Source organism: Streptomyces sp. NPDC001914 (assembly GCF_042891215.1).
Classification (GTDB): domain Bacteria; phylum Actinomycetota; class Actinomycetes; order Streptomycetales; family Streptomycetaceae; genus Streptomyces.
This window is the reverse complement of sequence record NZ_JBIASW010000001.1, coordinates 285,589-300,572: the sequence shown is the minus strand read 5'-3', so window position 1 is coordinate 300,572 and position 14,984 is coordinate 285,589. Positions and strand designations below refer to the sequence as shown.

The window sequence follows — 14,984 nt, the reverse complement described above, 5'->3', positions numbered from 1 at the left end:
GCGACGGCCGCGCCGCCGTCGCCCGCACGGGGTGCGGGGACGGCGGTGCGGCCCGGGCGGAGCGTCCGCTAGAGGTGGCTCGCGTCGGCCTGCGGCAGGCCGTACCGCGAGGCGATGGGATTCCACAGGGCGACGAATCCGTGCTTCGCCGCGGTCGCCTCGGCGTCGTGGTCCGTGGGCAGGTCCGCGGTGCTGCGCGTCTCACTGTGTCCGCACGCCTTGACGCCGGTCTCGTCGATCCAGACGGCGGTTTCCGACACCCAGGAGGCGTAGCCCCGGTCCGCCTTCGCCGATGCCGTCCAGGCCCGGGACAGGGCACCCAGCGCCTCGGCGAGATCGCCGTCCGCCTGCGGGAGGAGGAGGCCGACCCGGCGGGCGAGGTCCTCGCGCTTCGACGCCACGTCCAACAGTTCGTCACGCGCGTCCTCGACGGGCTTCGTGCCGTGCGAGCAACTGCCGCCCGCGATCAGGGCCTTCGCCACGCGTCCACGCTGCGGCGCGTTCTCCTCCAGCAGACTCTGCACCTGCTGGGCGATGTCCTCCTCTGCCGACTCCGAGGAGGAGGGCGACGCGTCGGAGCCGGACGGTTCGACGGGCGCGCCCGAGTCCGCCGCCGACGAGGGAGAGGGAGCGCCGGCTCCCGGCCGCACGGTGTCGCCGGTGGCGCGAGCCGCCTGCGCCGGGGACGGCTGACGTTCGGAGGTCAGCCAGAGCGCGGCCGCCGTGGCACCTCCGGCGAGCACCGCGCTCGCCACGAGGGTCGCCGTGACGACACCCCAGCCGATCCGGCGCCGTACGGGCCGGGGCTGTTCCGGGGCGGGAACGACCTGGTGCGCGGACCCAGGGTGCGCCATGGTCCCGGTCGGCAGACCTGCGAAAGCGGCGGCATGCTGCCCGGCGCCCGCCGGTACGGCCCGGGGCTGCGCGCCGGGAGTCCTGGCGGGACCGGCAGCAGGGGTCGGCGCCGGGGGCGCCGGGGGAGTGGCCGGAGGCGCGTCGACCGGAGCGTCGGCCGCGGTGGGCGTCGGACCGGTCGGCCCGACGGCAGCCGGGGCCTCCGCTTCGGCAGCGGGCCCGTTCGCGGGATCCACGGGTTCCGTCGGTTCGCCCGCCGGTTCCGCGAGTTCCGCCGGTTCCTGCGTCGACTCGGTCGGCTCGGCGGTGGGTTCCGCCGGTTCGTCTGCCGACGCGGGAGCAGGCTCGTCGGTCGGCTCCGTCGTTACCTGCGCCGATTCCACGGCCTCGTCGGTCGCCTCGGTGGCTTCGAGGAGTTCGGGTTCCGTGTCCGACGGGATGCCGGCGTCCGGAACGGGAGCGTGGACCGGAGCGGTGACGGGAGCTGAGACAGGGACAGCTGCATGGACAACGGCAGGGACGGTGGGCACGGCGGGCGCCGTGTGCCGGGACCCGCCGGTCAGGCGTCCGACGAGCGCGGCCGGTCCGGGCAGCTCCTCGATACGGGTGATGCCGAGCCGGCGAGCGGCCGCGGGTACGCCGAACACACCGATGGCCGCCCACACCGTCGCCGCGAACAGGACGGTGGGGACGGCCGGCCCGACCGTCAGCACGCCGCCGTCCATCGGGGAGATCGACAGGGCCCGGTAGAGCGCCGCGGCCAGGTACGACGAGTCGTCGATGTCCGAGGACAGTTCGAGCCCGACTCCCGTCATGGCCGCCAGCAGCACGAACCCCGAGACGAAGCACACCGCGGTGCGTACGGCGGCGGCCGGGCGCGCCGACTCGCGAAGGACACCCACGCTCAGGACCACCACGGCCATCAGACCGAGCAGCACGGACACCCACACCCATCCGCTGAGATCGTGGAGGTCGAACAGCGAGACCGCCGACGACGTGTCCGAGCCGTCGCCGTCCTGACCCCAGGACGAGGAGTCCGGGAGGACGAGGGTGTTGGTGAACTCCACGGATGCCCCGCAGGCCAGGCTCAGCAGGGTGGCGGCCAGGTTGGGGGCGAGGAGCAGCGCCGGTATCAGGGCGGAGAACCCCGCCTCGGACACCACGAAGACCACGGCGGCGAGTCCGGCCAGCGCCAGGGGCACGGCCAGCGCCACCCCGGCCAGCCGGGCCGCGCGGAGCCAGTCGAGCAGCCCCGGTCGGCGGGCGGCCCAGGCCGACATCGATGTCCGGCCAAGCGTGGGGAAGAGCACCAGGGACGCCAGCACCAGGGTCCAGCAGGCCGCGCGCACGGGAGAGCACGTCACGGACACCGTGACGTCGGAGAGGCCCAGAAGCCGGCCCAGGTAGGCGGCCGACGCGTCGGAGGAGTCAGAGGACGCGAGCGCGACGGACGTGCCGGCCGTCCAGGCCAGCAGCAGCGACCCGACCACGGCCGACAGCACGCTGCGCACACCCAGGAGCACGGTCTCCGCCGTGTCGACCTGTCGGCCGGAGGCGGCCGCGCCGCGCAGATGCAGTCGGGCACCGAACCACAGCGCGGCAGCCCACAGCAGCGTCAGCCCGAGGGGCATGAAGGAGAGGTCGAGCGAGGCCAGAGAGGCCGAGTCCCGCTCGGTCAGCTCGATTCCCGGACGGGCGCCGAGGGCGGACAGGACGACGGCGAGCGCGGTGAGGAAGGCGCCGCCGAAGGGGGCGTCGTCGGCGGCCGCGGTCGACGCCAGGACCAGGGAAACGAGCAGCAGGAGAGCCGTCGGCAGGGCGGCGATGCGGGCGGGCGCGACCCAGTCGCCGGTCAGCAGCCGGGTCAGCGCCGTGGCCGCGGCGGACGGAGCCTGCGCGGTGCCCGGAACGGCGGGCGGCGACGCGGGAGGCGGTGGCATCGCCGGGGACGGAGCGGGTGCCGGAGCGGTGGTGGGCCGGCCGCACGAGGCGCAGTAGCGGGCCTCGTCGGTCACGGCACCGCCGCAGTGCGGGCAGAAGGCAGGCATGCGTTCCCTTGTCGAAAGCGGGTGGAGAGACGTGAAGGCGATGAGAAGCCGGACGCGGCCTCCCTGTGGGGAGACCGAGGGGAGGAGGAGACCGCCGGCGATGGGGCGGGCCTGCTTCCGGATGTCCTGAGGGGTTCTTCCGGGATCTTCCGGTCGGACCGGCCGTGAGCTTCCGGCGGGCGGGGTGCTTTCCGGCCGGCGGGGAGCTTCCGGTTCATGGAGAGGAGGTGACGGGACCTGGGACGGCCGCGGCCGGACGTAACCGTGTCGCGCGGGAAAGGCAGGTCGTCAAAGGCTCTCTCAGATGGTCCGCATGTGAAGATCGAGTGAGGAAGATGTGATCATGAATATCAGGCGGCGATGTCATGATCAAGAGGTCGGGGGCGAGTGCTTGCAGGTTGCATGAGTCGCCTGAGGCATCCTTGTCCCGCCCGCGCGCCTTCCCGCCCCCTTCCCGTGTGCCCTTCCCTCATGGCCGGACGAGCGTCACCTCGCGGCGGTGTGCGGCCTGGACCTCGGGGGACCAGTCGCCGGTGCAGTACACGGACACCTCGCTCATCGAGCCGTCGCGCACCTCGGCGCGGAGCATCTCCCGGCAGTACCAGACGCCGTCGGCGTCCTCCCAGCGCTCCTCGAACTCGATGACGATCCCGGTCCCGGTGACCTCGACCCGGTGCCGTGGAACGCTGCCGAGGGCGGGATGGCCGGCGCGGCGCAGCGCCACGAGGTTGTCGCGGCCGACGGCCTGGCGCCGCCACTGGGGCAGACTGAGGTCCAGGAACACATCGTCCGTGAACAGGCCGGCGGGGGCGCTGTTCGTCCGCAGGAACTCCACGAAGAGATCGGCGAGTTGCTTGGCCCGGTGGGCGTCGAGGGCGTACCGGCCCGCGATCACCGGCTCGTCCGGCTTCGGTTCGGCCTCTGCCCTGGCTGTGTGCGGCATGACGTCCTGCCTTTCGTTCCCCGGCCGTACCCGGTTCCGTACGGCGCCTTCACCCCTCACGCGTGAGACCGGACGGCACGATGTGACACGGCGGTTCACGAGACGGCCCGGGGCTCACAGACGCCAGGCGGGCGGGTTCTCGGGCTCGTAGACGCACAGGGTGCCCGTGCGTACGGCGGTCCCCAGATGGCGTCCGAGCTCGGGATGGACCGCCGCGACGCGGCGAACGGCGGCGCGGACGCGGGCCGTGACGGCCGTGCGGGCGCGCTCCGCGGGAGAACCGGCGCGACGGACCCGGCCGCCGATGCCGTACGCGGCGGACAACTGCCGTACGAGCGCGTCCTTCTCCTCCGCGGTCCGGCTCGACCGCACCGCGTCGCCGGCCGCGTCGGCGTCCGCGGCCTCCTCCTCCAGCTCACGCAGTCGTCGCCGGTAAGCCGCACGCGCGGTGGCGTCGACGACCTCACCCAGATCTCCGGGAGCGTGCAGGTCGGCGGCGCCCGGATCACCGGCGGCCGCGCCGCCGCCGGGTGCCGCCAGGTCGACCGCCGGGACCGGGGTGCCCGGCCGGCCGAGGAGCACCGCGATGTCGCGCAGGCCCTTGCTGTCGGGCAGGCGGGCCTCCCGCCCGGCGTACACCAGCCGCCACAGCGGCCCTTCGCGGCGGAACAGTGCCGAGGGGAGGTCGTCCCCCTGAGGTGTTGGACCGGCGGGGAGGGCGGCCTCCCGAGGTCCAGGATCGGCGGGGTGGGGCGCGCCCCGGGGTTCCGGGCCGCCGGGGCCGGTCCCGTCGGAGCCGGTCTCCTGCGCGATGCGTTCCGCGAGGGCCACGGCTCCGGCCTCCCCGGCTGCCCGCAGGGCGCGGTCACGGTGCTGACGGGCCGTCCGGTCGTCGCCCAAGGACCGTGCCAGCAGCGCCAGATGACGGTCGACCGGGCCCCGGATCGCCGCGCCGATGCCCTCCACCGCGAACAGGCCCGCGTACGGCGCCAGGGCGTCGTAGAGCGCGGACGCGGAGGGATGGGTGCCCAGCGCGCCCACGGTCTCCGCGGCCTGGGCCGTCATCGGCAGCCACTCGCTGTCCCGGGGAGCCCGCAGGAGTGAGGGCATCACTCCGGTCAGGCGTCGTGAAGCCTCCTCCGGGAGCCCCAGCTGCGCGGCGAGCAGGGCCAGCGTGACGCGCGGCCACACGCCCGGCATCCGCTCCAGCGAGGCGCCGTCGCGCAGCCGCCGCAGGCTGTCCCGGTCGCCGGACTCCGCGTACAGGCACCAGCGTTGGGTCTGCGCGAGGAGCACCGCGTTGGTGCTGCCCGCCGCGCCGCCCAGCGTCTCCGCCTCGTCGAGCGCGGCGGCGCAGTCGTCGTGACGACCCTCCATCAGCGCCCGGGTGCCGCGCCACAGGGGCACGTACCACGCGTACAGCGGCTGCCGCAGTGTCCGGGCCGCGGTCTCGTAGGCGGCCGCCTCGGAGTCCGCCTCGGCGAAGGACCCCGTCTCCATCAGCGCGACCAACCGCAGCCGCCGGCCGAGGAGTTCGAGGGGGAGGTCGTGCCGGGCGCGGGCCACGGAGATGATCTCCCGGGACAGGTCGAGGCGGTCGCGGCAGTGGTCCGGACCGGACCGGGCGTCGCACAGTGCCGCGAGCGCCGGTCCGAGGGCCGCCGGGTCGTCGGCCTCACGGGCCGCGGCCACCGCCTCCTCCGCCAGGGCGACCCGGTGTTCCTCCGGTTCGAGCAAGGCCGCCGCGAGCGACAGCCGAGCGGTGACGGCGGCGCGCAGCGCGGAGTGCGCCGCATCGCCCGCGAGAGCGGAACGCGCCTCACCGAGCAGGTCGACCTGCTCGTGATCGGCCACGTCCACCTCGAACCCGACGGGACCCGTGCCGAGCCCGAGCGCGGCGCGCGCCAGCAGGTCGGGCCGGCCCGCCCGGCGGGCGAGCGAGGCGGCGCCCAGCAGCGTGGCACGGGCCGCCGCCCAGTCCCCGGAGCCGAGCTTCGCCGCCCCGAGTCCGAGCAGCACCTCGACGCGATCCCCGGCGTCGTCGGGCTCCCGGTCGGCCTGACCGGCGATCTCGCCGCTCCCGGTGGTGGTCGCGTACGCCCGTACGGCTTTCTCGTACCAGCGGGCCGCCTCCTCGAAGGCGAGCAGCGCGGCGGCGCGATCGGCGGCCTCCCGGCAGTACGCGGCGGCCTCCCGCGCGTGTTCCGGGCCGCAGAGCAGGAGATGGTGGGCGACCTCGGCGGGGCCGGTGTCGGGGCCGCGCCGGGCGTGCTCGGCCAGTACGGCGGCGAGCACGCGGTGCAGGCGGGCCCGTTCGGCGGGTGCCGCTCTCCCGGACAGGGCCTCGCGCAGGAGATCGTGCCGGAAACGGCCCTCGCCGGCCCCCGCCTCCGCGAGCAGTCCGGCTCCCGCCGCCTCCCCGAGCAGCGCGCGCACCTCGTCGAGGGAGAGGTCGGCGGCTTCCGCGAGCACGTCGAGCCGGAACCGTGTTCCCAGCAGGGCGGCGAGATCCAGCAACCGCGCCGCCCCGGGCGGCAGTTCGGCCGTGCGGGCACGGACGGCGTCCCGGATCCGTACGGAGACGGCGGTCCCCGGGGCCGCGGAGCCCGGTCGTTCGAGTCCGCCGCCCGACCTGAGGAGCTCGGTCACGAAGAAGGCGTCGCCGCCCGTGTACCGGGCCAGCGCGCGTGCGGCCGAGGGCTCGGGAGCGCCACCCCGCGCGGCGTCGAGCAGTGCCGCCACGTCCTCGTCCCGGAGCGGACCCACGGGCAACGCGGTTCCGCGGCGCAGCAGTTGGGTGCGTGCCCAGGCGCGGTCCCGCCAGGCGGCGTCGTCGTCGCGGGCCGTGGCCAGCAGCAGGACCCGGGCACCGCGCACGGCGTCCGCGGTCTCCAGGAGGAGCCGCAGCGAGGAGGCGTCGGCCGCGTGGACGTCGTCGAGGACCAGCAGCAGCGGCCGCCGCCGTGCCGCCGTCGTCAGGATCTCGGTGACGTCGCCCGCCAGGCGCACCCGTGCCGCCTCCGGGTCCGCCTCCGTCCGTCCGCCCGGCGCCGACCCGGCGAGCACCGCCCGCAGCGGTGGTGAGGCGGCGACCAGCCGTTCGCAGCGCGCGTCGGCCACGACGAGTTCGCGCAGCAGCCGCGACCAGGGGCGCAGCGCGTGGTCCACGGCGTCCGGCGGACACCACGTCCACACCGTGCGAAAGCCCTCGGCGTGTGCGGCGGCCTCCTCCGCGACGCGGGTCTTGCCCGCTCCCGCCGTCCCGGTCAGGGTGACGAGTCCGCCCCGGCCCGCGGCGGCGCGCTCCCGTGCGTCCCGCAGCTCACCGAGCAGGTCCTCGCGTCCCACGAACGGGAAACCCGTCACCATCGCAGTCCTCGTCGGTCCCTGTGGACGACCCGTCTTCGACCAACCCTAGGGCGTCGGCGGGAAGCGCGCGGGCCGAGAACGGCCGGACCCCCGGCCCGCAGCCGCGGTCTCGGCCGACCGGAAACGGATCGGAGGGCGCGGCCCCGCCATCTCGGCCGAGGCGCAGCTGGAGCATCGCGGCCAGGCGGTGCTCCGGGTCGTCCAGGTCCAGGCCGGTCAGGGCGGCGGCCCTGCGGACGCGGTAGCGAAGGGTGTTGGGGTGGATGTTCAGGGTCCTGGCCGCTCCGGTCACGTCGCCGAAGGCGTCCAGGTAGCGCAGAAGGGAGTCGGCCAGCCGGGTGCCCTGTTCGGCGTCGTGGGCGGTCAGGGACTCCAGGGCGGCATGCCGTATCTCCCCATGGCCCTCCAGAAGACGCAGCACGTCACGCACCAGGCCCGTGCCGCCGGGATCGTCGCCGTCCACGCGGCGGCCTACCGGCGCACCGCGGTCACGACGCAGTCGGACGGACGGCTCTACGTCCTCGTTCCCGACCCGGCCGCGGGACCGGACCACACGGCGTCCCGGCGGCCCGGTGTCTCGCCCGGTCACCAGGCGGACGCCAAACTCCTCACCTGGACCGTCGAACTGGTGACCACACTCAGACGCCACCTGGGCAGTCCGGTACAGGCCGCGATCGCCCAACCCGCGCCCCGTCTCGACGACGCGCCGACGGCCCGGCGGTCGGCCGACCGGATCCTGCGGGTCATGGGCCGCGACCCGGAGCGCACCGTGGCGACGTACGCGCAGGTCAAAGCCGCGGTGGTCCTGGACGAGATCCTGGGCCTCCTCGCCGAGAACCCCACGGTCCACGACCCCGCGCTGCGGCGGCTCGCCGAGCACGACAGACGCAACGGTACGGAGCTGTGCGAGTCCCTGCTGCGGTACCTCGACGCGTTCGGCGAGGTGAAGGAGGTCGCCGCCGGGCTGCACATCCACCCCAACACCCTTCGTCACCGCATCCGCAGGGCCGCCCAGCTCAGCGGCGTCGATCTGGCCGACCCCGACCAACGACTGGTCGCCCTGCTGGAACTGCGGCGGATGCGCGCTCCGGCGCGGCGCCCGTGACCCACGCCCCGCCCCGCCCGTCGCGATCGGCGCGGCCGCCGCGGCAGCCCGCCCTCCGGACGGCCGCATCGCGGTGAATCCGGGGTGAAGGGGCGGCGTACAACCATCGGCGTCGCGTACGGGTCTTGTCGGGCACCGGGCGTCGGGACGCCCGCCCCCGATCACCGTCCCTAAGGGGTTTGCCTTGTCCTCGCGAAAGCTCCGCCTGCCGGTGGCCGCAGCGGCCGCCGTCGTCCTGTCCGCCACGGGCGCCGCCCCGGTCGTGGCCTCCCCGGCGAACGCCTCCTCGGGCGCCCCCACCGCCGCCGTACCGGGGTCGGTGCGGGCCGACTTCGACGGTGACGGATACCCCGACGTGGCGATCGGCGCCCCGGGAGGCACCGTCAACGGCCACGTCGGGGCGGGATACTTCACCGTCGTCTACGGCATGGGCCAGGGCCCCGACGGCGTCAAGCGCCAGGTCATCAGCCAGAACCGCTACGGAATCCCCGGCACGGCGGAGACCGGCGACCGCTTCGGCAGCGACCTGACCGCGGCGGACCTCGACGGTGACGGTTACACCGACCTCGTCGTCGGATCTCCCGGCGAGGACGTCGGCAGCGCCCGTGACGTCGGACGGCGGACCGTGCTGTGGGGGAGTGTGGGCGGACTCATCGACGCCGCCGTCGTGGGCGAGGGCAGGGCGGCGACCCGGGCCGGCGACTTCGACGGGGACGGCCACCTGGACCTCGCGACGGCGTACGAGACACGGTACGGACCCATCAGCCGCGCCGGAGTCCCGGCCCGCACCGGCCCGCTCGTCGACACCGACGTGCGCGTCTACGCGATGGCGGCGGGCGACGTCGACGGCGACGGCAGGACCGACCTCGTCGTCAGCAGCGGCTCGTGGGACTCGGACGGCGGCACGGTCGCGCCGCCCCGCCTGCGACTCCTGCGCGGCACCGAGGACGGTCTCGTGGCGGGCCCGTTCATAGCCACCGCCGCCGACACCGCGTCCGCGGACAGCATCGCCCTCGGGGACGTCGACCACGACGGCCGCCTGGACGTCGTCTTCGGCCGCGGCACCGCCCCGGGCGGCGGGCTCGTGGGCGTGGTGCGCGGCACGGCCGGCGGATTCGCGGCCCGGGCGACCCTGATCGGCCAGGACACCGCGGGCGTTCCCGGCACCGGCGAGAGCGGCGACCGCTTCGGCACCGACGTCTCCGTCGGCGACGTCACCGGCGACGGGTACGCCGACGTCGTCGCCGGAGTGCCCGGCGAGGACCACGCCGGACGCACCGACGCCGGCACCTTCGCCGTCCTGCGCGGCGGCCCGGCGGGCCTGTCGGGCGGCGCGGTCCAGGTCGTCAGCCAGAACACGGCCGGGGTGCCCGGCACCGCCGAGAACGGCGACGCGTTCGGCGGACGCACCGCCGTCGTCGGCACGTACGTCGTCGTGTCGGCGCCCAAGGAGAACAGCGGTTCCGGGAGCGTCTGGGTCTTCCCGGGCACCGCTTCCGGCGTCACGGCGACCGGCTCGGTGAGCTACGGACCCCACACGCTCGCCGCGCCCGAGAGCGGCGCGCAACTGGGGGCCGCCGTCCAGCGCTGAGCCCCGCACACGGCGAAGGGCGGGAGCCCGGCACAAAATGCCGGACTCCCGCCCCCGGGAACGCGACCGCTCAGGTGCGGTAGGCGTAGTACGCGGCGTTCGGGTACGACGCGATGATGCTCGCCAACGACCGGTTGTAGGTGTTGGTCGAGTGGTACGACAGGTACGGCACACCCTGCGGGCTGCGGTACGTGACGATCATCGTGTGGTCCTTGGACCCGTCCTTGTTGAAGTCCATCTGGACGACGTCACCGACGTCGGCCTGATAGACGTTCGCGAGGTTCGTCGTCCGCTTCGAGGACAGGGCGAACCACGAGAACTCGTTCACACCGACGAACGAGTCCGACTGGATGTCGGCGTTGCCGAACCACTTGTGGAAGTCGTTCACGTAACCGGGAACGTGCTTCCAGCCACCCGCCTTCAGGGCCTGGCTGACGAAGTTCGTGCAGTCTCCGCCGGCGCCCTCCCCGTTGAAGTTCGGGTAGTCGGGGTTGTAGTTCTTCCAGTACTTCGCGGCGTACGCGGCCATCGCCTTGTAGTCGTAGCCGGTCGCCGAGAAGTTCTTCGGATTGGCGGGCGCCGGCCTCGTGATGGCGGCACGGGTCGCCGAGGGCGGCGCGGTGTCACCGGTCATCGGCGTGGCGACGAACGTCGTGGCCTCGACCTGGTTGACCGCGACCCCGTCGTCCGTGTCCTGGACGCCCGTGAGCTGCCAGTCGCCGTTGCGGTCGGCCTTGAAGGTCAGCGTGTGGTGCGCCTCGAAGCCCGTGGTCTTCGGCTCGGTGCCCGTCGCCTTGTCGTAGGCCAGCGTCGTCGTCTCGGTGACGTCGACGGTGGCGCTACGGCCCTTCACCCGCGTACGGTCCAGCGACACCGTGGTGTTGGCCGAACGGTACTTCTCGCCGAGCTCCGCCAGACGGGCCTTGCGGCTCTCCAGCTTCGACAGCGCGGACTTCTCGGCACGCGACTGGGACGAGGACAGGCGGACGTCGCCGGAGAACCGCGACGTCTTCTGCTTCGTTCCGTCGTCGCCCACCAGGGCGTCGGTGCGGTCGGTGAAGACCGCGTCCGCCAGCCGCTGGAAGGTCGCCTTGGTGGCGGCGTCCACCGTAGGGTCGGCGTTGACACCCGCCGCGCCCGCGGACCAGTTGGGCAGCAGGGCTGCGCCGGCGACGACCGATGCGGCCGCCGCGGTGACTATGGTTGCGCGTTGCCGCTTACGGCTCAGTTTCCTTGATTTCAATGGGGTTCCCCTCTACACCGGTAATCGCTACCGGAGCCGCATCCTCGCACGACGTGTGTGCCTCCTGTGAAGGGGGTTACGCTCTTCACCGTGTCGGCATCTCCCCTGCACCGCGTCGCCGTTCTCGTGCTCGAAGGCGCCAAACCCCTCGATGTCGGTATCGCCGCACAGGTGTTCACGACCCGGGCGAGCATGCCGTACGAGGTCCGGGTGTGCGGCGCGGAGCCCGGCCTCGTCACCGGCGGCGACGGCCTGTCGTACCACGTCGCCCACGGCCTCGAACAACTCGCCTGGGCCGAACTCGTCTTCGTCCCCGGCTACCGGTCACCGGACCGCGAGGACCCGCCGCCCGCCGTCGTCGACGCGCTGATCGAAGCCCATGCGCGGGGCGCGCGCCTCGCGGCCATCTCGACGGGCGCGTTCGCGCTCGCCGCAACGGGGCTGCTCGACGGCAGGCGGGCCACGACGCACTGGCACTACACCCGGGCGCTCGCGGCGAAACACCCGCTCATCAACGTCGACGAGAACGTCCTGTTCGTCGACGAGGGAAGCGTGCTCACGTCGGCCGGCGCCGCCTCCGGGATCGACCTGTGCCTCCACATCCTGCGCGGCGACCTCGGCGTGGCCGCCTCCAACCACGCGGCCCGCCGGCTGGTCGCGGCCCCCTACCGCAGCGGCGGCCAGGCGCAGTACGTCCCGCGCAGCGTCCCCGAACCGCTGGGCGAACGGTTCGCCGCCACCCGCGAATGGGCACTGCACCGGCTCGGCGAACCGCTCTCCCTGGAAACCCTCGCCCAGCACGCGGCCGTCTCGCCGCGCACCTTCTCGCGGCGCTTCGCGGAGGACACCGGATACACCCCGATGCAATGGGTCATGCGCGCCCGCATCGACATGGCCCGCGAACTCCTGGAACGGTCGCAGTGGAGCGTCGAGCAGATCGCCGCGGGCGTCGGACTCGGCACCGGAGCCAATCTGCGGCTCCACTTCCACCGGATCCTCGGCACCTCCCCGAGCGAATACCGGCGCACCTTCACCCAGGGCGAGTAGCCCGCCGCCACCCTGCACGCGCGATCCGCCGCCACTCGCACGCGCCGTCCGCGGCGACCCCGCACGCGCCGTCCGCAGGCGACCCAGAGTGCGCGGACCGTCACGGAGTGTCCGGAGCGGCGGCTGGCGCGATCCTTGCGGACCATGGCGATCCCGCCGCTGTCACCGCCCGGCGCCGCGCGCGACTCTTGGAGGGAGCCGAAGGGACACCACACATGACTCGCATCGCCATCAACGGATTTGGCCGCATCGGACGCAACGTGCTGCGCGCCCTGCTGGAACGCGACACCGACCTCGAAGTCGTCGCCGTGAACGATCTGACCGAGCCCGCCGCCCTCGCGCGGCTGCTCGCCTACGACTCGACGTCCGGCCGGCTCGGCCGCCCCGTGACCGTCGACGGGGACACCCTCGTCGTGGACGGCAGGCGCATCAAGGTGCTCGCCGAGCGCGAGCCCGGGCAGCTGCCCTGGGCCGAGCTCTCCGTGGACGTCGTACTGGAGGCCACCGGCCGCTTCACCTCGGCCAAGGCGGCCGGTGCGCACCTCGACGCCGGTGCGCGGAAGGTGCTCGTGAGCGCGCCCGCGGACGGCGCCGACGTGACGCTCGCGTTCGGTGTCAACACCGACGCCTACGACCCGGCCCTGCACACGATCGTCTCGAACGCCTCGTGCACGACCAACGCGCTCGCCCCGCTGGCCGCGGTGCTGGACGACCTCGCGGGCATCGAGCACGGCTTCATGACGACGGTGCACGCCTATACCCAGGAGCAGAACCTCCAGGACGGCCCGCACCGTGACCCCCGGCGGGCCCGTGCCGCCGCCGTCAACATCGTGCCGACCACGACCGGTGCCGCCAAGGCGATCGGTCTGGTGCTGCCGAACCTCGACGGCAAGCTGTCGGGCGACTCGATCCGGGTGCCGGTGCCGGTGGGCTCGATCGTCGAGCTCAACACCACCGTGGCCCGCGACGTGACCCGCGACGAGGTCCTCGCGGCCTACCGCGCCGCCGCCGAGGGGCCGCTCGCCGGCGTCCTCGAGTACTCGGAGGACGCGCTCGTCTCGTCCGACATCACGGGCAACCCGGCCTCGTCGATCTTCGACTCGGCCCTCACCCGCGTCGACGGCCGCCACATCAAGGTGGTCGCCTGGTACGACAACGAGTGGGGCTTCTCCAACCGCGTCATCGACACGCTCCAGCTCCTCACCGCCGGCTGAGCCGGCACCGCCGCGAGGGGGCCGTCCGGGCAGGGCATCGGGCGGCCCCTGAGCCGTGCGCCGTCCGCGGTGCGGCAGGATGGGGGCATGAGCGTAGTCAAGATCAATGAATGAGTCAAGGCAAGCACATGACACTACCTGGGGGTTCGTGGGTGGCGCGGCATCCCGACCAGCCACAGTGCTGAGCCCCCCGAACCCGCAGTTGTATGCCTGCCGGGGCCTACTCGTCGCGCGTTACGCGGGCATGGTCGGTCACGGCACGGCGGAACAGATCATGAGTGGGGTTGCGCCCCGTATGCCTCAAACACCAATCCTGTGCGGCTTCCTGCGTGTCCTGCGGGCCGGAATCCTCGGCGCAGTTCGACGTAACGCAGAACGCTTCATAAATCCAGCCACCCTCAGGCACGTGCCGGATTGTGTGCTGGACGTACCGCAGGACGGCGCGGGTCACGAACCCACCCCGTGGGCATGCCTGCGGATCTCCACGTTGATGTCACTTACGCGGGACAGGTCACCGCGCGTTCGCGCTTCCGTCCGCTGTGAGTCCAGGGCTAGGCACACGTCGCAGCCGGCTGAGGGTTCCGGTTCTGGGACCAGCATCAGGGGCAACACGAACGGCGCTGTCTGGGATCGCTGTGGCTCTGTCACGCCTGCCCCCTGAATCGGTTTCCGCATCAGTCAGCAGTCAACGGCCAAGGCGGCGCCCGACTCCAGGAACTTGCATCAACTTGCACAGCACTTGAATCCGTAGGTGCTCTTGACGCTGGGTAGAACAGCGGAAAGATTGCTGTGCAAGTCCGAGCAAGCCGCAGCTAACGGAGGCTGGCATGACGTTACGGTTCGTTGGTATCGACCCAGACACGGACCTAGAACACTGCCCCACTGTCTGGGCTGACGAACAGTCAGGTGAGCTAGTGATCCAAGGGTGGAAGGCAAGTCCTGATCTACGGGCAGCCTGCGAGGCGAACACCCCCGCTAAGGGCCCGATCCCTGACAGCGAAGAGGTCATCAGGATTCCGGCGCGACTGGTGCCGCTGATCAGGGAAGCGTGCGATGCAGTCGAGCGTTCCGCCGTTCGCTGAGCTACTGGCCAACACCCGCGCGTCCGCTGTGCATCTAGAGATGCGGGACGACTACGGAACCAACCCCCGACTAGAGGCATGGCAGCGGGGCGAGCGCGTCGAGTGGGAGGACCGGGAATCCTGGTGGCATCCATTCCATCAGGCCATCGCGGACGCTGCAGAACACGGCGTGAGTATTCGCCGTGCCCGTATCGTCTCGGAGCCTGCCAGTGAGTACATCCGCTGGGAGCACTACGCGACACAGGCGAACATCATTGCGGGTGAAGACGTCCGCTGGCTACCGCGCCAGGATGCGACGGGCCTACTCGTGCCAGCGCATGACTTCTGGCTGTTCGACGACGCCCTACTCCGCATCCATCACTTTGCGGGGGACGGCAGTCACATATGCGATGAACTCATCACGAACCCTGAGACGCTGAAATCGTATGGAACAGCGTTTGAGGAAATCTGGCAGCGCGCCACTCCGCACAGTGAGTACAGGATCTAG

At 72.8% G+C, this 14,984-nt stretch carries 11 protein-coding genes; 6 read left to right on the top strand and 5 right to left on the bottom strand.

The window, feature by feature from the left end; genetic code table 11:
• Positions 1-68: 68 nt before the first annotated feature.
• The 4 genes from ACFYYF_RS01410 to ACFYYF_RS01395 all read right to left on the bottom strand — a co-directional run bounded on the left by ACFYYF_RS01410 (position 69) and on the right by ACFYYF_RS01395 (position 7,636).
• Positions 69-2,903 (bottom strand): hypothetical protein, encoded by a 2,835-nt coding sequence (locus tag ACFYYF_RS01410; RefSeq protein ID WP_388770114.1) that lies wholly within the window; start codon positions 2,901-2,903, stop codon positions 69-71.
• A gap of 469 nt (positions 2,904-3,372) precedes the next feature.
• Positions 3,373-3,846 (bottom strand): hypothetical protein, encoded by a 474-nt coding sequence (locus ACFYYF_RS01405; RefSeq protein WP_388770111.1) that lies wholly within the window; start codon positions 3,844-3,846, stop codon positions 3,373-3,375.
• A 114-nt stretch (positions 3,847-3,960) separates the two neighbouring features.
• A complete protein-coding gene (locus ACFYYF_RS01400; protein ID WP_388770109.1) occupies positions 3,961-7,215 on the bottom strand; it encodes an ATP-binding protein in 3,255 nt (1,084 codons plus the stop codon).
• Positions 7,169-7,636: a PucR family transcriptional regulator gene (locus tag ACFYYF_RS01395; protein WP_388770107.1), complete on the bottom strand. Its 468-nt coding sequence runs from the start codon at positions 7,634-7,636 to the stop codon at positions 7,169-7,171. The genes ACFYYF_RS01400 and ACFYYF_RS01395 overlap by 47 nt, the downstream gene beginning before the upstream one ends.
• Here ACFYYF_RS01395 and ACFYYF_RS01390 point away from each other — a divergent pair.
• Positions 7,613-8,320 carry a PucR family transcriptional regulator gene (locus tag ACFYYF_RS01390; protein WP_388770105.1) on the top strand — a complete coding sequence of 236 codons (708 nt, stop codon included), beginning with the start codon at positions 7,613-7,615 and terminating at the stop codon, positions 8,318-8,320. The genes ACFYYF_RS01395 and ACFYYF_RS01390 overlap by 24 nt on opposite strands.
• Before the next feature lie 184 nt (positions 8,321-8,504).
• Positions 8,505-9,911, top strand: coding sequence for an FG-GAP-like repeat-containing protein (locus tag ACFYYF_RS01385; protein ID WP_388770103.1), 1,407 nt, complete (start codon positions 8,505-8,507; stop codon positions 9,909-9,911).
• A gap of 70 nt (positions 9,912-9,981) precedes the next feature.
• On the opposite strand, the gene ACFYYF_RS01380 is transcribed toward ACFYYF_RS01385, so the two are convergent.
• Positions 9,982-11,154: an amidase domain-containing protein gene (locus tag ACFYYF_RS01380; RefSeq protein WP_388770101.1), complete on the bottom strand. Its 1,173-nt coding sequence runs from the start codon at positions 11,152-11,154 to the stop codon at positions 9,982-9,984.
• A 90-nt stretch (positions 11,155-11,244) separates the two neighbouring features.
• On the opposite strand from ACFYYF_RS01380, the gene ACFYYF_RS01375 reads away from it, so the two are divergent.
• The 4 genes from ACFYYF_RS01375 (at position 11,245) to ACFYYF_RS01360 (ending at position 14,984) form a co-directional block, all read left to right on the top strand.
• Positions 11,245-12,201, top strand: coding sequence for a GlxA family transcriptional regulator (locus ACFYYF_RS01375; protein WP_388770099.1), 957 nt, complete (start codon positions 11,245-11,247; stop codon positions 12,199-12,201).
• 215 nt (positions 12,202-12,416) lie between these two features.
• Positions 12,417-13,415: a type I glyceraldehyde-3-phosphate dehydrogenase gene (gap, locus tag ACFYYF_RS01370; RefSeq protein WP_361684942.1), complete on the top strand. Its 999-nt coding sequence runs from the start codon at positions 12,417-12,419 to the stop codon at positions 13,413-13,415.
• 827 nt (positions 13,416-14,242) lie between these two features.
• A complete protein-coding gene (locus ACFYYF_RS01365; protein WP_388770096.1) occupies positions 14,243-14,497 on the top strand; it encodes a hypothetical protein in 255 nt (84 codons plus the stop codon).
• Complete coding sequence (locus ACFYYF_RS01360) at positions 14,469-14,984, top strand: DUF6879 family protein (protein ID WP_388770093.1); 516 nt, start codon at positions 14,469-14,471, stop codon at positions 14,982-14,984. The genes ACFYYF_RS01365 and ACFYYF_RS01360 overlap by 29 nt, the downstream gene beginning before the upstream one ends.